Below are 21,242 nucleotides of genomic sequence, written 5' to 3' on the forward strand. Positions count from 1 at the left end.
AGTCGGATCGAATTATGCGATGACGAGCGCGGGTACGTCGGGCTTGTGGACCGACACGTTGGGGACCTTGAACAGGTCGACCAGGTTGCCGCCCATCACTTTTCGTTGACCTTCGGAGTCCAGCCCCTGGGCAATCAGGTCGTCGACGAGGTTGATCGGATTGGCCAGTCCCTCCGGGTGCGGCCAGTCCGAACCAAAGATGATGCGGTCGATACCGCACAGCTCGGCCATCTTCTTGAAGTCGTCCTCCCAGAACGGCGCCACGTACACCCCGCGCCGGAACGCCTGGATCGGGTCCTCGGGGAACTCCTGCGGCATCTTCGAGTAGACGTCTTTGAACTGGTAGAGGAGGTAGGGCACCCAGGATGCGCCGTTTTCGATGGACAGGATGCGCAGATCCGGATTACGGGTCAGCGCGCCGTGGCACACCAGGGCGGCCATGGTGTCCTCGATGGGCCGCTTGCCCATCGCGACCATCCGGAACGAGGTCGGCTTGAACGGCAGGAACTCTTCGGCGGGCTCCCAGTCATTGAGGTACTCGGCGTAGCCGCTGTCCGAGGCGTGCATGCACACCGGGATACCGGCTTTGACGCAGGCGTCCCAGAACGGATCGAACTCGGGCAGGCCCATCGAACGGGAGCCACGGAACCCAGCCACGGGGGCCGGGCGTACCAGGACGGTCTTGGCGCCGCGCTCCAGGCACCATTCGAGCTCCTCGAGCGCACGGTCGACGATGCTCAGGTTGATGACCGGGGTGGAGAAGATCCGGCCCTCGTAGTTGAACTGCCAGGTCTCATACATCCACTGATTGAGCGCATGGACGATATCCAGGATCAGCTCCGGATCGTCCTTCAACCGCTCCTCGACCAGGCTGGCCAGGGTCGGGAACATGATCGTGTAGTCCAGGCCCAGTCCGTCGAGCACTTCGAGGCGCGCCTCGGGGTTGCGGAACGCGGGGATGGCCTTCATCGGCTTGCCCATCACCTCGCGGTAGCTTTTGCCGCCGCTGCCGTGCCGGAAGTACTCCTCCTGGGCGCCGGGGCGGGCGACGACCTCGAAGGTCGGGTTGGGGATGTAGTCGCTGATGTGATTGCGCACCACGATCTTGGTGCGGCCCTTGACGTCGATGTAGTCGATGACGCCCTTCCGGTTGTCCGGCAGGAATTGCGTCAGCGCTTCCTGGGGCTCGTAAAAGTGGTTGTCGGCGTCGAAAACGGGGTAGGGGAGCTCGCGCGAGGGCATGTCCGCCTCCAGAGAGTCTGATTGGTGAATAACGGTAATGACGTTACCACGCGGCAAGCTGGGTCAACACATGGATCGCAAAAGCTGGGTCTACCAGTGCAAACGGGTCAGGGGAGCAGGCCGCGCACGCAGAAGTCGTATATGTGCGCCGCGTCGATCGGCACGCCGTTGAGTTCGACGCCGAGGCTGCGTAGCCGCATAGCGCCGAGCACCGCCTGCATGATGAGCGCGGCGGTGGTCTCGGTCTGCAGGTCGGGTCGGAAGGTGCGCTCGTCTTTGCCGCGTTCGAGAATCTCGCCGATCAGTTGATGCAGCGGGGAGAGCACGCGGGAGTACTCCCGCGGCAGCGTCTCGGCCAGGTGGTCGTTGTAGTAGGTCAGGCCGCGGTTGATGCTGTCCTGTTTGGTGGATTCGGCTGGGGTGCAGATCCGGTCGATCAACAGCCGCATGGCGTCGGCGGCGGCCAGGCCGTCGGTCTCTGTGCGCCACTGCTTGGTGGACTCGGCCATGATCTTGTCGATCAGCGCCAGCAGCAGCTCGTCTTTGGTGGTGAAGTGCTGGTAGAACGAGCGCAGCGAGGTCTTTGAGCGCTCGACGACCTCCAGCACGGTGAAGTCGGTGCGGCCGGTCTCGGCCAGAATCGATAGCGCGGATCGCATGAAGCGACTCTCCCGGGAGTCCGGATCGGCGCTCAACGCGTCAGGCGTTCGTTCATCGGCCTTGGCCATCGGGTCAGCATATCGGTCGGGTTACAGTGACGAGAATGACGTTACCGTCTTGGCGCGCGACGAGGTGAGGGAAACATGGCTTCGAACCCTGCAGACTCCGGCGAGACCCACTGGACAGTGGCCCGGCTGCTTGAGCTCTTCGACGTCCAGGCCGACGGCCGGGATCGCTTCATCGCCCCGACGGGCATCGCCGATGCCGACGAGCGGCAGGTGGTCGAGGGCACACAGGTGCTCGCTCAGGCGATCGTCGCGGCGGCAAAGCGCTTCGAGGGCAAGTCAATTCGCTCGGTGCACGGTGCGTTCGCCCGCGCGGTGCTGGTGGGCCCGCCGGTGGTGCTCGATATCGATGTCGTCTCCGAAGGCCGCTCCACCGCGTCCGCGATCATCACCGCATCGCAGAACGACAAGCGCTGCATGACCTTCACGGTGCTCGCCGACGTGCCCACCGCGGATGTGATCCGCCACCATCTGCCGCGTCCCGAGGTGGCCGGGCCGGATCAGTCCAATGTCTGCGACATGCCGATGCGGGGACGGCAGGTCAAGTTGGTCGACGTCGTCGACATCAACAGCCCGGACGAGGTGGGCCCGCCCGAGGTGTACGCGTGGCTGCACTACGAGCCCATCCCGACCCGCGATGATCTGGCCAAGGCCCTGATCGCTTACTTCACCGGGCATCTGGGCATCTCGACGACCATGCGCGCGCACGCCGGCATCGGCACCGCGCAGTCCCACCTCAGCGTCTCGACCGCGCCGATGACCGTCACGGTGAGCTTCCACGAGCCGGTCGCCTGGAGCGGTTGGCTGCTCTACACCCACGAGAGCACGCAGGTCGGTGCCGGCATGTCCTACATCCGCGGGGCGATCCACACGCACGAGGGTGAGCTGATCGCGTCGTTCACCCAGGACGCGTTGATTCGCCCGCTGCGCACCACCGACAACGCGATCGCCGCCGAAGCCCGGATCTAGTGCGATGAGCTTGGTGGCCGGGCGCGGCCCACTCGGTCCCGATCGGGCCGGCTGGTTTTCCGCGCCGGTGGCCGAGCCGATCATCTACGTCGAGCCCCATCCGCGCCGGGTTCAGGCGTTGCGCGGCGGCCGGCTAGTCATCGACACCGAGAACGCGCTGCTGGTCCACCGCGCCGGCGCGCCGTTGAGCTATGTCTTCCCGGTCGGTGAAACAGCCGATCTGCCAACCGAACCCGAAGAGGTTGCGCCGGGTTACGTGCGGGTGCCTTGGGGTGCCGTCGATACGTGGGTGGAGGAGGGGCGCACCCTGGTGCACTACCCACCGAACCCGTATCACCGCGTCGATTGCCGGCCCACCCGGCGGCGGTTGCGGGTCGTGGTTGCCGACAGTGTGTTGGTGGATACCGACGACACTATGATTGTGTTCGAAACATCCTTGGCGCCAAAGCTTTACGTTGCGCCCGCCCATTTGCGCACCGATCTGCTGCGGCCGACGGCCACGTCGAGCTACTGCAACTACAAGGGGTACGCGAGTTACTGGGCCGTCGGCGACGTCGAGGACGCGGCCTGGAGTTACGACGATCCGCTGCCCGAAACGGTGCCCATCAAGGGATATTTCAGCTTCGATCCGGAGCGAGTCGACGTAGCGGCCGAGCTGCCTAGAGTGGGTTAGCCGAGCCGGGCGGCCGCATCGCGCAGACATTGAGCGGCACCCGCGGCGAGCGGCTCGCCGTGCCCGAAGCAGGCCGTATCGCAGTCGATTTCGGCCAGGGTACGAAACGACTCGGCGGTGCGGTCCCGGTCTCGGTTGAACACCCCCAGGGTCACCTCGCCCACGTTGGCGACGGTGTCGCCGGTGAACAGGATGCCGTGGGAGACGAGATGGACCGCGACGCTGCCGTCGGTGTGGCCCGGTGTTGCGATGATGTGCGCGCCGCCGACGACGTCGAGAACCTCCCCGCCGTGCAGTTCGATGTCCACCGGCGCTGGCGGCGCGGCCGGCGGGAGATCAGCCGAGACCCGTTGGTGGAGCGGCAGTTCCCACTCCTCGAACTTCGGTGGGGTAGCCACCAGCCCACCGCGAATGACCTCGGCGTCTGCCGCGCCGGCGGCAATCGGTGCGCCGGTGCGCCCGTGCACGGCGGCGGCTGACCCGCAGTGATCGACGTGGCAGTGGGTCAGAATGACCAGATCCGGTGTTCCGCAGGCCAAAAGGAGTTCGGCGCCACCGTCGGGGGCGCCGGTGTCGATCAGCAGCCGTTCACTGCCGTCGTCGATGAGGTAGGCCTGCCAGCCGCCGATGCGCAACATCGTCAGCACCGGCGTCACCTCGATACGTTCCATGCGTCAGACCGTAGGCGGCCACCTGGCCCGGACGGAAGCCGATCAGCTGCCGGCGAACATCGCCCTAGCCCAGATTCCCGGCCTTGAACGTGTCGCATTGCTTGGGGTCACCGGTCTGATACCCGGTGGTGAACCACTTCTGGCGCTCGGCCGACGATCCATGCGTCCACGCCTCGGGGTTCACCCGTCCGGTCGCCTGCTTCTGAATCCGGTCGTCGCCCACCGAGGCCGCCGCCGACAGTGCGTCGGCAATGTCCTTATCGGTCAACGGTTCCAGATACGTCACATCGGTGCCGGGCTGCTTGGTGATCGCGGCGTAATGCGCCCACACCCCGGCATAGCAGTCGGCCTGCAACTCGGTGCGGACACTGCCCCCGGTGGCGCCTTGCGCGCCCTGCTGAGCGCGGCCCAGTACACCGAGCAAGTCCTGCACATGGTGGCCGTACTCGTGGGCCACCACATACTCCTGCGCCAACGGTCCACCGCTGGAGCCGAATTGGTCGGTGAGCACCTGGAAGAAATCGGTGTCGAAATAGGCGGTCTGGTCCACCGGGCAGTAGAACGGCCCGACATCACTGGTGGCCGGTCCGCAGCCGGTGTTCACGCTGTTCTTGAACAGCCTCATCTTCGGGCGGGTGTAGCCCTTGAGTAGATCCGCCCATACGCCGTCGACGGAGTTGCCGGTGGCCACCACGCGGCATTCGACGTAGGAGTTGGCGTCGGCGCCGGTCTTGCACTTGCTGAGGTCGTAGCCCGAGGACTGCTCGGCGCCGGGCGGTAGGGCCGGCTGCTGGCTGAGCACCTGGCTGGGGTCGACCCCGAGGAACACCGCCAAAAGCACCACCACCAGGCCGCCGAGGCCACCACCGATCGCGATGCCCCGGCCGCTACCACCGCCACTGGTCGACGTGGTGCTCGTGTCGATCTGCATACCTTCGTTGAAGGTCATGGCCACTCCTCGACATCGACACCCCAGCGCAGACTTCCCGGCTCGTTCACCTTGCCACATTACGATTGCGCCGTGACCGTCGTCGCCGATCCGTCGACCCTGGTTTGCACGTCCCTAGGTGCCGTGCGTGGTGCTACCGAGCACGGTGTCCGCGTCTGGCGTGGCATTCCCTACGCCGAGCAACCCGTCGGGGATCGCCGCTTCCGCGAGCCCATCCCGCTGCAGCCGTGGTCAGGTGTGCGCGACGCCATCGAGTTCGGACCGATGCCCCCGCAGGGTCGCTCATTCGTCGGCGGCGGTCGTGACGACCCAAAGATCCGCGACGAAGCCTGCCTGACACTGACGGTATGGGCGCCGCCGCACAAGGACACGCCGTTGCCCGTCATGGTCTGGATCCCCGGCGGGGCATTCGTCTACGGCGCCGGGCAACTGCAGCTCTACAACGGCTCGCGGCTGGCCGCCAACGGCGACGTCGTGGTGGTCAACGTGACCTATCGGCTCGGCGTGTTCGGCGGCTTCGAACTCGGCGACCTCGGTGCCGGTTTCGCCGACAACCTGTGTCTGCGTGACCAGATCGCTGCGCTGCGCTGGGTGCAGGACAACATCGCTGCGTTCGGCGGAGACCCGCAGCGGGTCACCATCTTCGGTGAGTCGGCCGGTGCGACGTCGGTACTGGCGCTGCTGGCGAGCCCGGCCGGAGACGGCCTGTTCGCCCGCGCGATCGCGCAGAGCCCGGCGCTGCCGCTGATCGCCGACCGCGCAACTCGGGCGCGACGAGCCCACGAGTTCGTCGATCTGGTCGGATCCGATCCGGCCGCGTTCCCGGTCCTGCCGCAGCGGGTACTGCGCCGTGCGGCGGGTGAGATCCAGCGCCGCAGCGTGGCGACCAGCCCGACGCTGGCCTACGGGCTCACCTACGGGGTGGATCTGTTGCCGCGACACCCGATCGAGGCGGCGCGGGCTGGTGAGGTCAACCGGGTGCCGCTGATCGTGGGAACCAACAGCCACGAGGCGTCGATGTTCGCCTGGGCCAAGCCGCCCATGCTGCCGACCACGGTCGAGAGCATCGATGCCTACTTCGACCGGGTGGCGCCCGACGCCCGCGCTCGGGTGCTGGCCGCTTACCCCGACTATCCGCGCCGGCGCTCGCAGATCGCCGTCGGCTCCGACGTGATGTTCGGGGCACCGACGTGGGCGTTCGCCGACGCCTACAGCTCGTACGCGACCACCCACGTCTACCGGTTCGACCACACCACCTGGACGCTGCGGATGCTGGGGCTCGGCGCCACCCATGGCAGCGAGATCGTGCACATTCAGCACAGCTACGGCTCTTACCTGGGCCGCAAGCTGCACCCGCTGGGGCGGCGCGTGCAGCCCGCGGTGGGCCGCCGGATGCAACGCAGCTGGCTGAATTTCGCCACGCACGGTGCGCTCGACGACTGGCCCCGCTACGACACCGCGCGGCGACGTACGAGGATCATCCAGTCGAACCGCGACGTGTCCGTCAATGACCCCGACGCACAGCGCCGCCAGGCCTGGGCGTCGGTAAGTCAGCCGTAGCGCTTGTCGGTGTACCGCCGCAGGTTGGCCAGGAACCACTTGAACGACAGGTTCATCAGCGGCCCGCCCACGACCAGACCGACCCGGGCCGGCCCGTTCGCCTTCTGCGCCAGCGTCCAGGTCAGCCGGCAACCACCCGGCGTCTCCACCACGGTGTATTCCTCGGCGAACGCGGCGACCACCTTGTTCGAGCAGTTGTTGAACCGAAACGCCATGTACCTGAACGGCTCCCAGGCCAGGAACTCCTCGTCGCCGACCAACCCGCCGAGCATGTCGACGGTCCGGGTGGTGCCGACCCCGTAGGGCTCGGGACTGGTCCAGGTGACTTTGGTGATGACCTTGGCCCACTGCGGCCAGGACTGCGCGTCGGCGAGGACGTCGAAGAGCTGCTCGGGCGTGATGGCGAGGTCCATGCTGTTGGAGAAGCGGAACGGCGCGCTCTTGATCCAGTCCAGGTCGACGCGCTCACAGGGATACATCGTGGTCATCGGGCTACCTCCGCGCTGACCATACACTGAGGTGAAGAATGTCTGGTCGGGTCTACCTCATAGACTGATACCTCGATTTCCATACCCTCGATCCCTGGGAGTTTTCACAGTGCTGCGCAGTCACGCCGCCGGTACGTTGCGGGCCACCGACGCCGGACGGACGGTCACTCTGGCCGGCTGGGTGGCTCGCCGGCGCGATCACGGCGGCGTCATCTTCATCGATCTGCGCGACGCATCCGGCGTCTCTCAGGTGGTCTTTCGCGACGCCGACGTGCTGGCTGCGGCCCACCGGCTACGCGCCGAGTTCTGCGTGGCGGTGGAGGGGGTGGTTGAGGTCCGCCCCGAGGGCAACGCCAACGCTGAGATCCCCACCGGCGAGATCGAAGTCAACGCCACGTCGCTGACGGTGTTGGGGGAGAGCGCCCCGCTGCCGTTCCAGCTCGATGAGCAGGCCGGCGAGGAAGCGCGGCTCAAGTACCGCTATCTCGATATGCGCCGCGAAGGTGGCCCGGGTGATGCGATCCGGTTGCGCTCCAAGGTCAATGCGGCCGCACGCTCGGTGCTGGCCAGCCACGACTTCGTCGAAATCGAAACGCCGACGCTCACCCGTTCGACACCGGAGGGCGCGCGCGACTTTCTGGTCCCAGCCCGGCTGCAGCCCGGCTCGTTCTACGCGCTGCCGCAGAGCCCGCAGCTGTTCAAGCAGTTGTTGATGGTGGCAGGCATGGAGCGCTACTACCAGATCGCTCGGTGCTATCGCGACGAGGATTTCCGCGCCGACCGCCAGCCCGAGTTCACCCAGCTGGACATGGAGATGAGCTTCGTCGACGCCGAGGACGTGATCGCCGTCTCGGAAGAAGTGCTGCGGTCGGTGTGGTCCACGATCGGCTACGACCTGCCCACGCCGATCCCGCGGATGTGTTACGCCGAGGCCATGGGCCGGTTCGGGTCCGACAAGCCCGACCTGCGGTTCGCTGTGGAGCTTGTCGAGTGCACCGAGTACTTCAGGGACACTCCGTTCCGAGTCTTCCAGGCGCCTTATGTCGGCGCCGTGGTGATGGCCGGCGGCGCATCGCAGCCGCGCCGGACGCTGGACGGCTGGCAGGAGTTCGCCAAACAGCGCGGGCATAAGGGGCTGGCCTATGTGCTCGTCGGCGAGGACGGTGAATTGAGCGGCCCGGTCGCCAAGAACCTGTCCGACGCAGAGCGGGAGGGCCTGGCCGCCCATGTCGGCGCGAAGCCGGGGGACTGTGTGTTCTTCGCGGCCGGAACTCCCAAGGGCGCCCGTGCGCTGCTCGGCGCCACACGTATCGAGATCGCCAAGCGACTCGACCTCATCGATCCCAACGCCTGGGCCTTCACCTGGATCGTGAAGTGGCCGCTGTTCGAGCCGGCCGACGAGGCGACGGCGGCCGGTGACGTGGCGGTGGGTTCAGGGAACTGGACCGCGGTGCACCACGCGTTCACCTCACCCATGCCCGAGTCGGAGGCGACGTTCGACACCGATCCGGGTTCAGCGCTGGCCAACGCCTACGACATCGTGTGCAACGGCAACGAGATCGGCGGCGGATCCATCCGTATCCACCGCCGCGATGTCCAAGAGCGCGTGTTCGCCATGATGGGAATCGACGATGCCGAGGCGCAGGAGAAGTTCGGATTCCTGTTGGACGCCTTCACCTTTGGTGCGCCTCCGCACGGCGGTATCGCGTTCGGCTGGGATCGCATCGTGGCGCTGCTGGCCGGGGTGGATTCGATCCGTGAGGTGATCGCGTTCCCGAAGTCCGGCGGCGGGGTCGATCCGCTCACCGATGCCCCGGCCCCGATCACCGCCCAGCAGCGCAAGGAATCCGGAATCGACTTCAAGCCCGAGAAGCCGGACAAGCCCTGACGTTGTGGTTTCGGCGCGGTAACCGCCCCGTGGGTGGCGGTTACCGCGCCGAAATCACTAGGTGAGGTTCGGGCAGATCTGCTTGAGCCAATCAGTGATCTGGTTCCGGTTGGTGTCGAGATCGGCATCGGTGGGCTGCGCGCCGACCGTGGTCACGAAGTGCTCGATGGCGGCCTTCACCGGGTCAGGCGGACTGTACTTTTCGAGCGTGTCGGCGTTCGCGCGCGCCCTGTCGGCGTTCGTGGCGACCATCAGGTTGTCTTTGGCGAAGCCGATGTCCAGACAGGTGGAGTCGTCCAGTGTCCCGGCCGCCGCGGACGGAGGGGTGGGCGCGGCCGACGAGGTCGCTGCCGCCGAGCTCGATGAGATGGCAGCGGCACTTGACGATGCCGCCTGGCTCGACGTCGGCCCCGAGGACGAATCGTTGCTCGAGCACCCCGCCGCCACCAGCGCCACGGCCGTCAGTCCTGCGATCGAAAATCGTGTGAGCTGCATCGGCACGAGTATTGCCTAACGGGCGTTACTTCGGCGCGGAAACCTTTGCAGCCAGCGCAGCGAGCTTGGCGTCGAGAACCTGGGCAGCGCTGAGCAACGGGGCATTCGGCTCCACGACCATCAACGACGACGGCTTGACGTACGTCAGGCTGCTGTGACCGTCGGGCTCGTCGAGCACCAACAGCTCGACCGGAGCGAACAGGGCCGCCGTCACGTCGTGACGGATCATGGTGATGGCGATCAACGGGTTGCCGAGGATGGCCCGCATCGCCTTGCGCTCGATACCGGCCTTCGGGATCCAGCCCCCATGGTCAAGCAACGCAAACAACATGAATCCGCTTGGCCCGACATACTTTTCGACGCGCTCCTGATACGAGTGCCAATCGCCGTCGATCGCCCCGATCTCGTTGATCGGCACCGGCTGCTCGCCGATGTCGGCGAGCAGCGCGGCGAGGAGTTCGTCGTAACTCTTGGTGCTGTCATAGCGCACCCGCACTCCGGTGAATCCGATCTCGGTCATGGTCAGACCAGCCGCTCGATGATCGTGGCGTTGGCCATGCCGCCGCCCTCGCACATGGTTTGCAGGCCGTAGCGGCCGCCGCGCTGTTCGAGCGCGTTGACCAGCGTGGTCATGATTCGTGCGCCACTGGCGCCCAGTGGGTGCCCGATCGCGATCGCGCCGCCGTTGACGTTGGTCCTCGAAAGAAGGTCCGAGTCAAGTCGTCCGCCGATTTCCTTCGCCCAGCTCAACACCACCGGCGCGAAGGCCTCGTTCACCTCGAACAGATCGATATCGGACAACGTCAGCCCGGCCCGGGACAGCACCTTCTGGGTCGCCGGAATGACGCCGGTCAGCATGTACAGCGGATCGGAGCCCACGACGGTCGTGGTGTGGATGCGAGCCAGTGGTTTCCAGCCGTGCTTGCGCGCCACCTCTGACGAGGTGATCAGCACCGCGGCGCTGCCATCGGACAGCGGCGACGAGTTGCCCGGCGTGATCTCCCATGTGATCTGGGGGAAGCGCGCCGCATAGGCCGCGCTGTAGAACGCGGGCTTGAGCCCGGCTAGCGTGTCGACGCCTGTGCCGGGGCGGATGATCTCGTCGGTCCGCAGGCCGGCGACCGGCGCCAGCTCGTTGTCGAACAGTCCGTCCTTGGTGGCCCGCGCCGCCTTCTCGTGGCTGGCTGCGGAGAACTCGTCGAGTTGGGTGCGCGACAACTCCCAGCGGGCGGCGATCAGCTCCGCGCTGATGCCCTGGGGTACCAAACCCTCGGAGTAGCGCTCGGCGAAACGAGTGCCGAACGGATCGCTGCCCGGCAGCACCGACGACCCCATCGGTACCCGGCTCATCGACTCCACACCGCCGGCGATCACCACGTCATAGGCGCCCGCGATGACACCGTGCGCGGCGAACGAGATCGCCTGCTGGCTGGAACCGCACTGGCGATCGACGGTGGTGCCGGGAACCGTCTCGGGGAAGCCGGCGCCCAGCAGCGCATTGCGGGCGATGTTGACCGCTTGGTCACCGACCTGTGTCACCGCGCCGGCGATGACGTCGTCGACCTCGGCCGGGTCGACGCCGGTGCGCGTCACCAGCTCGGTCAGGCTGTGGGCCAGCAGATCGGCGGGCAGCACACCGTGCAATGCGCCGCTGGGCTTGCCCTTGCCGATCGGGGTGCGGACTGCCCCGACGATGACGGCGTCTCGTCCTGTGTAACCGGCCATTGGGTCCTCCTGAACTCGTCGCTGAGTAGTGCGTTCTATACCCAGCTATAACACCTAGGTATAGTGAAAACAACTCAGAAAGAAAGTGACGTCTGTGACAGTGCTGCAGGGCCCCCTGGTTGACCGCGACGCTTGGTCGGCGGTCGGCAAATGCCCGATCGAAAAAACCATGGCGGTGATCGGAACCAAGTCGGCGATGCTCATCCTGCGCGAGGCCTACTACGGCACCACCCGGTTCGACGACTTCGCCCGACGGATGGGCATCACCAAGGCTGCCACCGCGGCCCGACTTGCCGAATTGGTCGACGCCGGCCTGCTGACCAGGCAGCCTTACCGCGAACCGGGGCAGCGGGTCCGCGACGAGTACGTGCTCACCGAGGCCGGCACCGATCTGATGCCCGTGGTGTGGTCGATGTTCGAGTGGGGGCGCCGCCACCTGAGCAATGACAGCCGGTTACGGCTGACCCATCTCGATTGCGGGGCGGATGCAACTGTGGAAATCCGTTGCGCCAAAGGTCATCTCGTGCCACCGGCCGAGCTCGGCGTGGAGATCAGGCGAAAAGGTAATCCCACGGTTGCGACCGAGTGACGTCGCCGCCTGAGTAACATGCCGGTCGTGGACTCCACGCTGGCCTACATCGATCAGGGATCCTTCCTCGGACTGCGGGCGCTCGGTCGTGGACCGCTCGCCCAGTACGGCTGGATCTACGAGCATCCGGTTGACCTCGACGCGGTGCGGAGGTTCCACCACAACCTGGGCCACGGTCTGCTCGGGCGCCGGGTCGAGAGGTCACCGCTGCCTTTTGCCCGCGACCGCTGGGTGACCTGGCGGGGTCCGGCCGATATCGACCTCGCCGCCACCGCCCGCCCCCGCAGCGAAGCGATGGCCTGGCTCGACGAGCAGCTGCGCATCCCGATCGATCCCGAGGCCGGGCCGTCCTGGCGAGTGGCAGTGCAGCCGCTGACCGAAGGCGGGGCGGTGATCACGCTGATTGCCTCCCACACAGTCTGTGACGGCCTCGCCCTCACGCAGGCGATCGGCCATGCCGCCCGAGGTGAAACCTGGGAACTGGGCTATCCCCAGCCGGGTTCGCGCACCCGTGGTCAGGCGCTGCGCCAGGACGCGGCTCAGGTCCTGCGCGCGATTCCCGACATCGCCAAGGCGGTGGTTGCCGCGATCAAACTGGCCAGGAACAACGCCAGAGACTTCGCTTCGTCGGCCGGTCGCTCGGGCCCCTCGCCCGGCAGGCTCGACGGCGCAGCATTGGTCACCGTGCCGTCGGTGGCGGCCTACGTCGACGAGGCCCAGTGGCAGAGTCGGATGGAAAGCCTTGGTGGAACCAGTAATTCGCTGTTCGCCGGCATCGGCGCCAAGCTTGGGCAGGTCTTGGGTCGGATCGACGACAGTGGCCTGGTGAGGCTGCAGTTCCCGGTCAGTGAACGCACTGAGGGGGACACCAGGGCCAACGCGTTGACCGGGATGACGCTGACGATCGATCCGTCCGACGTCACGACGAGCCTGCGGGACGTGCGCGCCGAGCTGAAGCGGACTCTGGCGGCGCTGTCCGAGGCGCGTTTCGAACTGCTGGGTCCGGTGGCGCTCGCGCCGCTGGTCCCGCCCGGTCTGGCACGCCGGCTGGAGGGGCTGGCACTGGGCGCGGGCGCCCCGGTTGGTTGTTCCAACCTCGGGAAGCTGGACGCCTCGGTGAACCGGCCGGACGGCACCGACGCCGAATGTCTTGTCCTGCGACAGATCGAGTCCAGGACCACCGCCGATATCCTCGACCGGCTCGGCGGGACGCTGTTTGTGGCGTGCGGCCAGGTCAACGGAAAAGTCTCGCTCACGGCATCGGCATGGCGGCCGGGTGGGCCGAACAGCAGAGACGAGCTGAAGGCCATATTCGCTCAGGTACTCGACGAGTTCGGGCTCACCGCCACCGTCGAATAGCCGGGGTGCTGTGACGGCGGTCGGAGCTTTTCCTGATCCATGAGGCTCGTCACACGGGTTATGCTGACGAGATCCGTTAGTCCTACTATGTAGCGGTGCTAAATGCAGCCGCGGTGAATCGACAGGCCGAACTGCAAGGACAGAAGGGGGGCAGGTGATGACAACGGAGAGCCAGACCTACACCTCCTCGGGTGCGTCAACGGATAACGACGCCCAGGCCGACCCGGGTCAGCAGCAGGTCCAACCCGCTGCTCACCGCACCAAACGCCGCGGTGGACCGATGCAGCTGCTGCGCAAAGTGTGGCTGCCCATCGTGATTTTGCTCGTGGTCGCCGTCGCCGCGTTCGGCGTATTTCGCCTGCACGGTGTGTTCGGTAAGACCGAGCTCACTCGCCCCGGTAGTGGGCTGGCCAATGACACCAAGCCGTTCAACCCGAAGACCGTCGTGTACGAGATTTACGGCCCGCCGGGTGCCGTCGCGACCATCAACTACCTGGATTTGGACGCCCAGCCGCAGATCGCGCGGGACGTCACCCTTCCGTGGTCTCTGACCTTGACGACCACCGCGCCGGCAGCCTCGGCCAACATCGTCGCCCAGGGCGACACTGACAGCATCGGCTGCCGGATCACGGTGAACGGCGAACTCAAGGACGAGAAGACCTCGACCGGGGTGAACGCCCAGACCTTCTGCCTGGTCAAGTCCGCATGATCACACTGAACAAGGGCGATAAGCCGCAGGCTGACGAGCACGGTAAGCGCCCGCATATCGCGCAGTGGGTGCGCTGGCTGTCCGTCCCGATCATCCTGGGCTGGCTGGCGCTCACTGTCGTCACCAACATCGTGGTGCCCCAGGTCGAGGTGGTCGGCCAGGCGCAGTCGGTGCCGATGGCGGCGACCGACGCGCCCTCGTCGATCGCGATGAGCACCATCGGCACGACGTTCCAGGAGTTCAAATCGAACACCTCGGTGATGATCGTGCTGGAGAGCGACCAGCCCCTCGGTGACGCCGCGCACCAGTACTACAACGAGATCGTCAAGAAGCTCGAGGCCGACAAGAAGCACGTCGAGCACATCCAGGACTTCTGGAGCGACCCGCTGACCGCAGCCGGCTCGCAGAGCTCCGACGGCAAGTCCGCCTACGTGCAGGCCTACCTGGCCGGCAATATGGGTGAGGGACTGGCCAACGAGTCGGTCGAAGCCGTCAAGCAGATCGTCGAGAGCGTGCCCCCGCCGCCCGGGATCAAGGCCTACGTCACCGGATCCTCGGCCCTGATCAACGACACCCACATCGCCGGCGACCGAAGCCTCCAGATGATCACCGGCCTGACGTTCGGCGTCATCACCGTGATGCTGCTGTTCGTCTACCGCTCGATCGTCACGGTGCTGGTGGCGTTGTTCATGGTGTTCCTCGAACTTGCGGCGGCTCGCGGCGTGGTGGCCTTCCTGGGCTATCACCATCTGATCGGGCTGTCGACGTTCGCGGTCAACCTGCTCGTCATGGTCGCGATCGCGGCCGGCACCGACTACGTGATCTTCCTGTTCGGCCGCTATCAGGAGGCCCGAAGTAAGGGCGCCGACAAAGAGGCGGCCTATTACGAGATGTATCACGGCACCGGCCATGTGATCGTCGGGTCCGGCATGACCATCGCCGGTGCGTTGTTCTGCCTGCACTTCACCCGAAGCCCGATGTTCAGCTCGATGGGTGTTCCGCTGTTCGTGGGCATGGTGGTGGTGGTCGCTGCCGCGATGACGCTTGGTCCCGCCGTCGTGACCACAGCCAGTCGTTTCGGCCTGTTAGAGCCCAAACGGGCGTCACGCGAACGTTTTTGGCGGCGCATCGGCACCGCCGTCGTGCGCTGGCCCGGACCGATCCTGGTCGCGACGACGTTCGTCTGTCTGATCGGGCTGCTCGCGCTGCCCGGGTACCACACCGACTACAACGACCGCCACTACCTGCCGCCGGACATCCCGGCCAGTGAAGGGTTCGCGGCCGCCGAGCGCCACTTCCCGGCAGCTCGTCTGAGCCCCGAATTGCTGATGCTGCAGAGCGATCACGACCTGCGGAACTCAGCGGACTTCCTGGTCATCGACCGGGTGGCCAAGGCCATCTTCCATACCCCGGGCATCGGGCGGGTGCAGACCATCACGCGGCCGCTCGGCGCCCCGATCGAGCACAGCTCGATTCCGTTCCTGCTGGGTATGCAGGGCACCACGCAGACGCTGAACCAGTCCTACATGCAGGACCGGATGCGCGACTTGCTCAAAATGGGCGACGACATGCAGGTGTCCATCGACACGATGACGCAGATGTACAACCTGCTGGGCGACCTCAACGCGGTTACTCACAGCATGGTCGGCAAGATGGATGTGACGCTGGCCGATATCCAGTCACTGCGTGACAACATCGCCAACTTCGACGACTTCTTCCGGCCGATCCGCAACTACCTGTACTGGGAACCGCACTGCTACGACATCCCGATGTGCTGGTCGATCCGGTCGGTGTTCGACACCCTCGACGGTATCGACACGATGACCGACGACTTCCAGACCCTGGTGCCCGACCTGCACAAGCTGGACTTGCTCACGGCGCAGATGCGCACGCTGATGCCGCCGATGATCGACACCATGCGGTCCATGAAGACCATGCAGCTGACCATGCAGAGCACTCAGGCCGGCCAGCAGGACCAGATCGCGGCCATGCAGGAAAACCAGAGTGCGATGGGCAAGGCGTTCGACGAGGCCAAGAACGACGACTCGTTCTACCTTCCGCCCGAGGCGTTCGATAATCCGGACTTCAAGCGCGGCATGAAGATGTTCCTGTCGCCGGACGGAAAAGCGGTGCGGTTCATCATCTCTCACGAGGGTGATCCGATGTCGCCGGAAGGTCTCACCCACATCGACCCGATCAAGAACGCGGCGTTCGAGGCGATCAAGGGCACCCCGCTGGAGGGGTCCAAGATCTACCTCGCCGGCACCGCGGCCAGTTACAAGGACATGCAGGACAGCGCCGACTACGACATTCTGATCGCCGGTGTTGCCGCCTTGTGCCTGATCTTCATCATCATGCTGATCATCACCCGGGCCGTGGTGGCCGCCGCGGTGATCGTGGGCACGGTGGTGCTGTCACTGGGAACGTCATTCGGCTTGTCGGTGCTGATCTGGCAGGACCTGATCGGCCGGCCACTGCACTGGATGGTGCTGATCATGGCCGTGATCATCCTGCTGGCGGTCGGTTCGGACTACAACTTGCTTCTGGTGGCCCGCCTCAAAGAGGAGATTCCGGCCGGAATACGGACCGGCATCATCCGGGCGATGGGTGGCAGCGGATCGGTGGTCACGTCGGCCGGGTTGGTATTCGCAGTGACGATGGCGGCCATGGCCTTCAGTGAGCTGACGATTCTGGCGCAGGTCGGCACGACTATCGGGATGGGTCTGCTGGTCGACACGCTGGTGATCCGGTCGTTCATGACACCGTCGATCGCCGCGCTGATGGGTCGCTGGTTCTGGTGGCCGCAGCGGGTCCGCCCGCGGCCGGTGCCGAGTCCGTGGCCGAGGCCGGCGGCGGAGAATACCGAACCCGTCCGGGTCGAATCGCAATCCTAGCCAACCGCTTTCGGCTAGTGCATGGCGTTGTGGGCGCCGTCGATGCAGCCGCGCCCGTAACTGGCGGGTTGGTGTGCGGACTGCCCGGCGCAGTACGCGGAGATGGACTCCTCGTGGGCCTGGTAGCCGCCGGCGTCGACCCAGCGTTGCCCGTCGGCGTAGCCGGCCCAGTACGCGGAGTCCTTGCGGTCGGAGGTCAACATGAAGATCACACCGAGGAGCGCGAACACCGCGATCACGAGTAGTGCCTTGACCCAGCGCTTATTCAGCCATGGCCAAAGCGGGGCAGGTATCCAACGCGGCTTGGGCCGATCCACACCGAGCATTCTCGCATCCCGGTGTGGTGGTGCTGGCACGACGGCAGCACCGGCTAGTGTCTAGCCCCTGTGGGGTGGATGACGAAGATCGGCAAACTGAAGGACCGGACATCGCTTCGCGGGATCGTGATGACGATCTTGTCCGTCGTGGTTCTCGGTCTGGCGATCGCGACGTTGCGGTATACGCCGAGCCCTCCCGACGACGGGCTGGTGTCGCCGGTGGACACGAGCTCAACGGCCCCCGTGGTCGCTCCCTGGCTCGCTCCGGGGCCCGCCGTTGTGACGCCGATATCTCCCACCGCTGCGCCGACGACAGTTGAGCCCACCACCACTACGCCGAGCTACAGCCCCACCCCGACGTACACCCCGACGCCGACATACGCCCCCACGCAGACACCCAGTTCGACACCCACTTCGAGTGCGACGCCCACGTCCACGGCGACGACCAGTCCCAGCACGCAGCCCGCTTTCCCCATCCGGCCTTCACGCGCTCCTTCTGATCTGCTGCCCAACGGCGGAAGGCGTAGTTAAGAAGATCGTCCCGGTAGAACCGGCGCGTGCCCTGCGCGTCTGCGCGCCTTGTGATGGGATTAGCGGCCTATGGGTATCAAAGTGGCGCTGGAGCACCGCACCAGCTACACCTTCGACCGTTTGGTCGAGGTGCACCCGCACGTCGTCCGGCTGCGGCCGGCGCCGCATTCCCGCACGCCCATCGAGGCCTACTCGCTGGAGGTCGAGCCCGCCGACCACTTCGTCAACTGGCAGCAGGATGCGTTCGGTAATTTCCTGGCCCGACTGGTCTTTCCGACCCGGACGCGACAGCTGACCATCAAGGTCGGCCTGATCGCCGACCTCAAGGTGATCAACCCGTTCGACTTCTTCATCGAGGACTACGCCGAGACGTTCCCGTTCACCTATCCCAAGGCGCTTAAGGATGATCTCGAGCCTTACCTGCGGCCCGTCGACGAAGCCGAGGAAGGTTCGGGCCCAGGGGAGTTGGTGCAGTCCTGGGTGCGGAATTTCGTCGTCGCGCCCGGCACCCGGACCATCGACTTCCTGGTCGCCCTCAACCGCGCAGTCAACGGCGACGTCGGCTACAGCCTGCGGATGGAGCCCGGGGTGCAAGCCCCGGACTTCACCTTGCAGACCGGGATCGGCTCCTGCCGTGACTCCGCATGGCTGCTGGTGTCGATCCTGCGTGAGCTCGGCCTGGCCGCTCGGTTCGTGTCCGGCTACCTGGTGCAGCTGTCCTCGGACATCGAGGCCCTCGACGGCCCGTCGGGGCCGGCGGCCGATTTCACCGATCTGCACGCCTGGACCGAGGTATACATCCCCGGCGCCGGCTGGATCGGGCTGGACCCCACCTCGGGTCTGTTCGCCGGGGAGGGGCACATCCCGCTGGCGGCCACCCCGCATCCGTCGTCGGCCGCGCCGATCACCGGCGCCACCGGCGTGGCCGAGGCCACCCTGGATTTCGCCAATATCGTCACGCGCGTCCACGAGGACCCGCGCGTCACCCTGCCCTACACCGAGGCGGCGTGGGCGGCCATCAACGCGCTGGGCGCCCGCATCGACCAGCGACTAACGGATGCCGACGTCCGGCTGACGATCGGCGGTGAGCCGACGTTCGTCTCGGTCGACAACCAGGTCGATGAGGAGTGGATCACCGCCGCCGACGGCCCGCACAAGCGGGAACGCGCCTCGGTGCTGGCCGCGCGGCTCAAGGCGGTGTGGGCGCCGGGCGGTCTGGTGCAGCGCAGCCAGGGCAAGTGGTACCCCGGCGAACCGTTGCCACGCTGGCAGATCGGAATCCACTGGCGTCGTGACGGCCAGCCGCTGTGGAACGATCCTTCGCTGCTGGCTGACCCGTGGGGCACCGAATACGACGAGGCGGAACCCCAAGCCGCCCAGCAGGTGCTGGCATTGATCGCCGAAGGCCTCGGCTTGCCGGTCAGCCAGGTGCGACCGGCCTACGAGGATGCGCTCAGCCGGCTGGCCCATGCGGTCCGCATGCCGTCCGGCGATCCGGTCGAACCCGACGATGATCTGGAAACCGACACCCCGGCTGCCCGCGCGACGCTGCTGGCCCGCCTGGACGAGTCGGTGGGCGACCCGGTCGCTTATCTGCTGCCCCTGCACCGCAGCGACGACGAGGCCGGCTGGGCCAGTGCCGACTGGCGGCTGCGCCGCGGCCGCGTCGTGCTGCTGGAAGGTGACTCACCGGCCGGGTTCCGGTTGCCGTTGAGTTCGATCAGCTGGCAGCCGCCGCGCCCGACGCTGCCCGCCGACCCGATCGCCAGCGGGCGTAGGGCCTTGCCCGTGGATCGGAAGGCCGCCGACGCCGCGGTGGATGACGCCAGCGACGCACCCACCACCGCCATGGTGGCTGAGGTCCGCGGCGGGTTCCTCTATATCTTCTTGCCGCCCACCGAAGAGCTGGAACACTTCGTCGACCTGATCGCCCGGGTGGAGTCCGCCGCGGCCAAGGTGGGCTGCGCGTTGGTGATCGAGGGTTACGGGCCGCCGTCGGACGGTCGGCTGGAATCCATGTCGATCACGCCGGACCCCGGCGTCATCGAGGTCAACGTCGCGCCCAGCAAGAGTTTCGCCGAACAGCGCGACCAACTGGAGACCCTCTACGCCGAGGCCCGCAAGGCGCGGCTGTCGACCGAATCGTTCGACGTCGACGGAACACATGGCGGGACCGGCGGCGGTAACCACATCACGCTGGGCGGCATCACCCCGGCCGACTCGCCGCTGTTGCGCCGCCCGGACCTGCTGGTGTCGCTGCTGACCTACTGGCAGCGTCACCCAGCGCTGTCCTACCTGTTCGCCGGGCGCTTCATCGGCACCACATCGCAGGCGCCCCGGGTGGACGAGGGCCGCTCCGAGGCTCTCTACGAACTCGAGATCGCCTTCGCCGAGATCGCCCGACTCACGGCGGCCGGCGCGAATTCTGGTCAGCCGTGGGTCACCGACCGCGCCCTGCGGCACCTGCTCACCGATATCACCGGCAACACCCACCGCGCCGAGTTCTGCATCGACAAGCTCTACAGTCCGGACAATGCCCGTGGCCGGCTGGGCCTGCTGGAGCTGCGCGGCTTCGAGATGCCACCGCACTACCAGATGGCGATGGTGCAATCGCTGTTGGTGCGCGCACTGGTGGCCCGGTTCTGGGAGCAACCGCTGCGGGCTCCGCTGATTCGGCACGGGCTCAACCTGCACGGCCGATACCTGTTGCCGCACTACATCATCCACGATATCGCCGATGTCTGCGCCGACCTGCGCGCGCATGACATCAATTTCGACACCAGCTGGCTGGACCCGTTCACCGAGTTCCGGTTCCCGCGCGTCGGCACGGCGGTGTTCGACCATGTGGAGATCGAGCTGCGCGGCGCCATCGAACCCTGGAACACCCTGGGTGAGGAATCCACCGGCACCGGCACCGCGCGTTATGTCGACTCCTCGGTGGAGCGGATCCAGGTCCGAACCATCGGCGCCGACCGGCAGCGCCACGTGTTGACCTGCAACGGCTACCCGATCCCGATGCTGGCCACCGACAACCCCGACGTCCAGGTCGGCGGGGTGCGTTACCGCGCATGGCAACCGCCGAGCGCGCTGCACCCGACGATCACCGTCGACGGCCCGCTGCGGTTCGAACTGGTAGATATCGCCACCGGGACATCCCGCGGCGGCTGCACCTACCACGTCTCCCATCCCGGCGGCCGGTCCTACGACAGTCCGCCGGTCAACGCCGTTGAGGCCGAGTCGCGGCGCAGCAGGCGCTTCGAGGCCACCGGGTTCACTCCCGGCAAGGTCGACGTCGCCGACATTCGGGAGAAGCAGGCCCGGCAATCGACCGACGTCGGCGCCGCGGGGATCCTCGACCTGCGCCGGGTGCGTACTGTGCTGCAGAACTGATGGCTACGGCCGACCCGAATGTGGTCGGGGCGGGTCATTCTCGTAAGTTTGCTCAGAGTACTTCAGTC

The 21,242-nt window shown here is 66.4% G+C and carries 19 protein-coding genes; 9 read left to right on the forward strand and 10 right to left on the reverse strand.

The window, feature by feature from the left end:
- Nucleotides 1-12: 12 nt before the first annotated feature.
- Both G6N38_RS23585 and G6N38_RS23590 read right to left on the reverse strand, forming a co-directional pair.
- Nucleotides 13-1,242: an amidohydrolase family protein gene (locus G6N38_RS23585; RefSeq protein WP_163750395.1), complete on the reverse strand. Its 1,230-nt coding sequence runs from the start codon at nucleotides 1,240-1,242 to the stop codon at nucleotides 13-15.
- Between the two features lie 107 nt (nucleotides 1,243-1,349).
- Nucleotides 1,350-1,970, reverse strand: coding sequence for a TetR/AcrR family transcriptional regulator (locus G6N38_RS23590; protein WP_163750396.1), 621 nt, complete (start codon nucleotides 1,968-1,970; stop codon nucleotides 1,350-1,352).
- 75 nt (nucleotides 1,971-2,045) lie between these two features.
- Between G6N38_RS23590 and G6N38_RS23595 the strand changes: the two genes are divergently transcribed.
- Nucleotides 2,046-2,936, forward strand: a complete 891-nt coding sequence (locus G6N38_RS23595) for an acyl-CoA thioesterase (protein WP_163750397.1) — start codon at nucleotides 2,046-2,048, stop codon at nucleotides 2,934-2,936.
- A 4-nt stretch (nucleotides 2,937-2,940) separates the two neighbouring features.
- The gene (locus G6N38_RS23600; protein WP_163750398.1) at nucleotides 2,941-3,609 is read left to right on the forward strand and encodes a DUF427 domain-containing protein; all 669 of its coding nucleotides are present in this window, start codon (nucleotides 2,941-2,943) and stop codon (nucleotides 3,607-3,609) included.
- Here the strand turns inward: G6N38_RS23600 and G6N38_RS23605 are convergent.
- Nucleotides 3,606-4,280 (reverse strand): MBL fold metallo-hydrolase, encoded by a 675-nt coding sequence (locus G6N38_RS23605; RefSeq protein ID WP_163750399.1) that lies wholly within the window; start codon nucleotides 4,278-4,280, stop codon nucleotides 3,606-3,608. The two genes, G6N38_RS23600 and G6N38_RS23605, sit on opposite strands and share 4 nt — an antisense overlap.
- A 64-nt stretch (nucleotides 4,281-4,344) precedes the next feature.
- Nucleotides 4,345-5,229 (reverse strand): KPN_02809 family neutral zinc metallopeptidase, encoded by an 885-nt coding sequence (ypfJ, locus tag G6N38_RS23610; RefSeq protein WP_163750400.1) that lies wholly within the window; start codon nucleotides 5,227-5,229, stop codon nucleotides 4,345-4,347.
- 72 nt (nucleotides 5,230-5,301) lie between these two features.
- Here ypfJ and G6N38_RS23615 point away from each other — a divergent pair, with 72 nt between their 5' ends.
- Nucleotides 5,302-6,789, forward strand: a complete 1,488-nt coding sequence (locus G6N38_RS23615; protein ID WP_163750401.1) for a carboxylesterase/lipase family protein — start codon at nucleotides 5,302-5,304, stop codon at nucleotides 6,787-6,789.
- Here G6N38_RS23615 and G6N38_RS23620 read toward each other — a convergent pair.
- A complete protein-coding gene (locus G6N38_RS23620; RefSeq protein WP_163752315.1) occupies nucleotides 6,780-7,268 on the reverse strand; it encodes an SRPBCC family protein in 489 nt (162 codons plus the stop codon). The two genes, G6N38_RS23615 and G6N38_RS23620, sit on opposite strands and share 10 nt — an antisense overlap.
- 118 nt (nucleotides 7,269-7,386) lie before the next feature.
- Here G6N38_RS23620 and aspS point away from each other — a divergent pair, with 118 nt between their 5' ends.
- The gene (gene aspS / locus G6N38_RS23625) at nucleotides 7,387-9,165 is read left to right on the forward strand and encodes an aspartate--tRNA ligase (protein ID WP_163750402.1); all 1,779 of its coding nucleotides are present in this window, start codon (nucleotides 7,387-7,389) and stop codon (nucleotides 9,163-9,165) included.
- Between the two features lie 57 nt (nucleotides 9,166-9,222).
- Here the strand turns inward: aspS and G6N38_RS23630 are convergent, their stop codons facing one another.
- The 3 genes from G6N38_RS23630 to G6N38_RS23640 are packed head-to-tail and all read right to left on the reverse strand — an operon-like array spanning nucleotide 9,223 to nucleotide 11,385.
- A complete protein-coding gene (locus G6N38_RS23630; protein ID WP_163750403.1) occupies nucleotides 9,223-9,660 on the reverse strand; it encodes a hypothetical protein in 438 nt (145 codons plus the stop codon).
- A gap of 25 nt (nucleotides 9,661-9,685) precedes the next feature.
- The gene (locus G6N38_RS23635; RefSeq protein ID WP_163750404.1) at nucleotides 9,686-10,180 is read right to left on the reverse strand and encodes a DUF302 domain-containing protein; all 495 of its coding nucleotides are present in this window, start codon (nucleotides 10,178-10,180) and stop codon (nucleotides 9,686-9,688) included.
- A 2-nt stretch (nucleotides 10,181-10,182) separates the two neighbouring features.
- Nucleotides 10,183-11,385 (reverse strand): thiolase family protein, encoded by a 1,203-nt coding sequence (locus tag G6N38_RS23640; protein ID WP_163750405.1) that lies wholly within the window; start codon nucleotides 11,383-11,385, stop codon nucleotides 10,183-10,185.
- Nucleotides 11,386-11,479: 94 nt separating this feature from the next.
- On the opposite strand from G6N38_RS23640, the gene G6N38_RS23645 reads away from it, so the two are divergent.
- The 4 genes from G6N38_RS23645 to G6N38_RS23660 all read left to right on the forward strand — a co-directional run bounded on the left by G6N38_RS23645 (nucleotide 11,480) and on the right by G6N38_RS23660 (nucleotide 16,936).
- On the forward strand, nucleotides 11,480-11,974 hold the full coding sequence (locus G6N38_RS23645; protein WP_163750406.1) for a winged helix-turn-helix transcriptional regulator: 495 nt from the start codon (nucleotides 11,480-11,482) through the stop codon (nucleotides 11,972-11,974).
- An 18-nt stretch (nucleotides 11,975-11,992) separates the two neighbouring features.
- The gene (locus G6N38_RS23650) at nucleotides 11,993-13,333 is read left to right on the forward strand and encodes a condensation domain-containing protein (protein ID WP_163750407.1); all 1,341 of its coding nucleotides are present in this window, start codon (nucleotides 11,993-11,995) and stop codon (nucleotides 13,331-13,333) included.
- A 280-nt stretch (nucleotides 13,334-13,613) separates the two neighbouring features.
- Entirely contained in the window at nucleotides 13,614-14,042 is a 429-nt protein-coding gene (locus G6N38_RS23655; protein WP_163752318.1) for an MmpS family transport accessory protein, read from the forward strand.
- Entirely contained in the window at nucleotides 14,039-16,936 is a 2,898-nt protein-coding gene (locus G6N38_RS23660; protein ID WP_163750408.1) for an MMPL/RND family transporter, read from the forward strand. Before G6N38_RS23655 ends, G6N38_RS23660 begins: the two co-directional genes overlap by 4 nt.
- 14 nt (nucleotides 16,937-16,950) lie before the next feature.
- Here G6N38_RS23660 and G6N38_RS23665 read toward each other — a convergent pair whose 3' ends face one another.
- Complete coding sequence (locus G6N38_RS23665; RefSeq protein WP_163750409.1) at nucleotides 16,951-17,253, reverse strand: hypothetical protein; 303 nt, start codon at nucleotides 17,251-17,253, stop codon at nucleotides 16,951-16,953.
- A gap of 341 nt (nucleotides 17,254-17,594) precedes the next feature.
- Nucleotides 17,595-17,729, reverse strand: coding sequence for a hypothetical protein (locus G6N38_RS31045; RefSeq protein WP_281357829.1), 135 nt, complete (start codon nucleotides 17,727-17,729; stop codon nucleotides 17,595-17,597).
- A 124-nt stretch (nucleotides 17,730-17,853) separates the two neighbouring features.
- On the opposite strand from G6N38_RS31045, the gene G6N38_RS23670 reads away from it, so the two are divergent.
- Nucleotides 17,854-21,174, forward strand: a complete 3,321-nt coding sequence (locus G6N38_RS23670; protein ID WP_163750410.1) for a transglutaminase family protein — start codon at nucleotides 17,854-17,856, stop codon at nucleotides 21,172-21,174.
- Nucleotides 21,175-21,242: the final 68 nt, after the last annotated feature.

The sequence above is a fragment of the Mycolicibacterium helvum genome (genome assembly GCF_010731895.1).
Lineage (GTDB): Bacteria > Actinomycetota > Actinomycetes > Mycobacteriales > Mycobacteriaceae > Mycobacterium > Mycobacterium helvum.

Excerpts from the sequence above, each read along its gene's own strand:
- G6N38_RS23640 (WP_163750405.1), bottom strand. The coding sequence starts at position 11,385 with ATGGCCGGTTACACAGGACGAGACGCCGTCATCGTCGGGGCAGTCCGC.
- G6N38_RS23655 (WP_163752318.1), top strand. The coding sequence starts at position 13,614 with ATGCAGCTGCTGCGCAAAGTGTGGCTGCCCATCGTGATTTTGCTCGTG.
- G6N38_RS23600 (WP_163750398.1), top strand. The coding sequence starts at position 2,941 with ATGAGCTTGGTGGCCGGGCGCGGCCCACTCGGTCCCGATCGGGCCGGC.
- G6N38_RS23650 (WP_163750407.1), top strand. The coding sequence starts at position 11,993 with ATGCCGGTCGTGGACTCCACGCTGGCCTACATCGATCAGGGATCCTTC.
- G6N38_RS23585 (WP_163750395.1), bottom strand. The coding sequence starts at position 1,242 with ATGCCCTCGCGCGAGCTCCCCTACCCCGTTTTCGACGCCGACAACCAC.
- G6N38_RS31045 (WP_281357829.1), bottom strand. The coding sequence starts at position 17,729 with ATGGGGAAAGCGGGCTGCGTGCTGGGACTGGTCGTCGCCGTGGACGTG.
- G6N38_RS23635 (WP_163750404.1), bottom strand. The coding sequence starts at position 10,180 with ATGACCGAGATCGGATTCACCGGAGTGCGGGTGCGCTATGACAGCACC.
- G6N38_RS23620 (WP_163752315.1), bottom strand. The coding sequence starts at position 7,268 with ATGTATCCCTGTGAGCGCGTCGACCTGGACTGGATCAAGAGCGCGCCG.
- G6N38_RS23605 (WP_163750399.1), bottom strand. The coding sequence starts at position 4,280 with ATGGAACGTATCGAGGTGACGCCGGTGCTGACGATGTTGCGCATCGGC.
- G6N38_RS23630 (WP_163750403.1), bottom strand. The coding sequence starts at position 9,660 with ATGCAGCTCACACGATTTTCGATCGCAGGACTGACGGCCGTGGCGCTG.
- G6N38_RS23590 (WP_163750396.1), bottom strand. The coding sequence starts at position 1,970 with ATGGCCAAGGCCGATGAACGAACGCCTGACGCGTTGAGCGCCGATCCG.
- G6N38_RS23670 (WP_163750410.1), top strand. The coding sequence starts at position 17,854 with ATGGGTATCAAAGTGGCGCTGGAGCACCGCACCAGCTACACCTTCGAC.
- ypfJ (WP_163750400.1), bottom strand. The coding sequence starts at position 5,229 with ATGACCTTCAACGAAGGTATGCAGATCGACACGAGCACCACGTCGACC.
- G6N38_RS23595 (WP_163750397.1), top strand. The coding sequence starts at position 2,046 with ATGGCTTCGAACCCTGCAGACTCCGGCGAGACCCACTGGACAGTGGCC.
- G6N38_RS23660 (WP_163750408.1), top strand. The coding sequence starts at position 14,039 with ATGATCACACTGAACAAGGGCGATAAGCCGCAGGCTGACGAGCACGGT.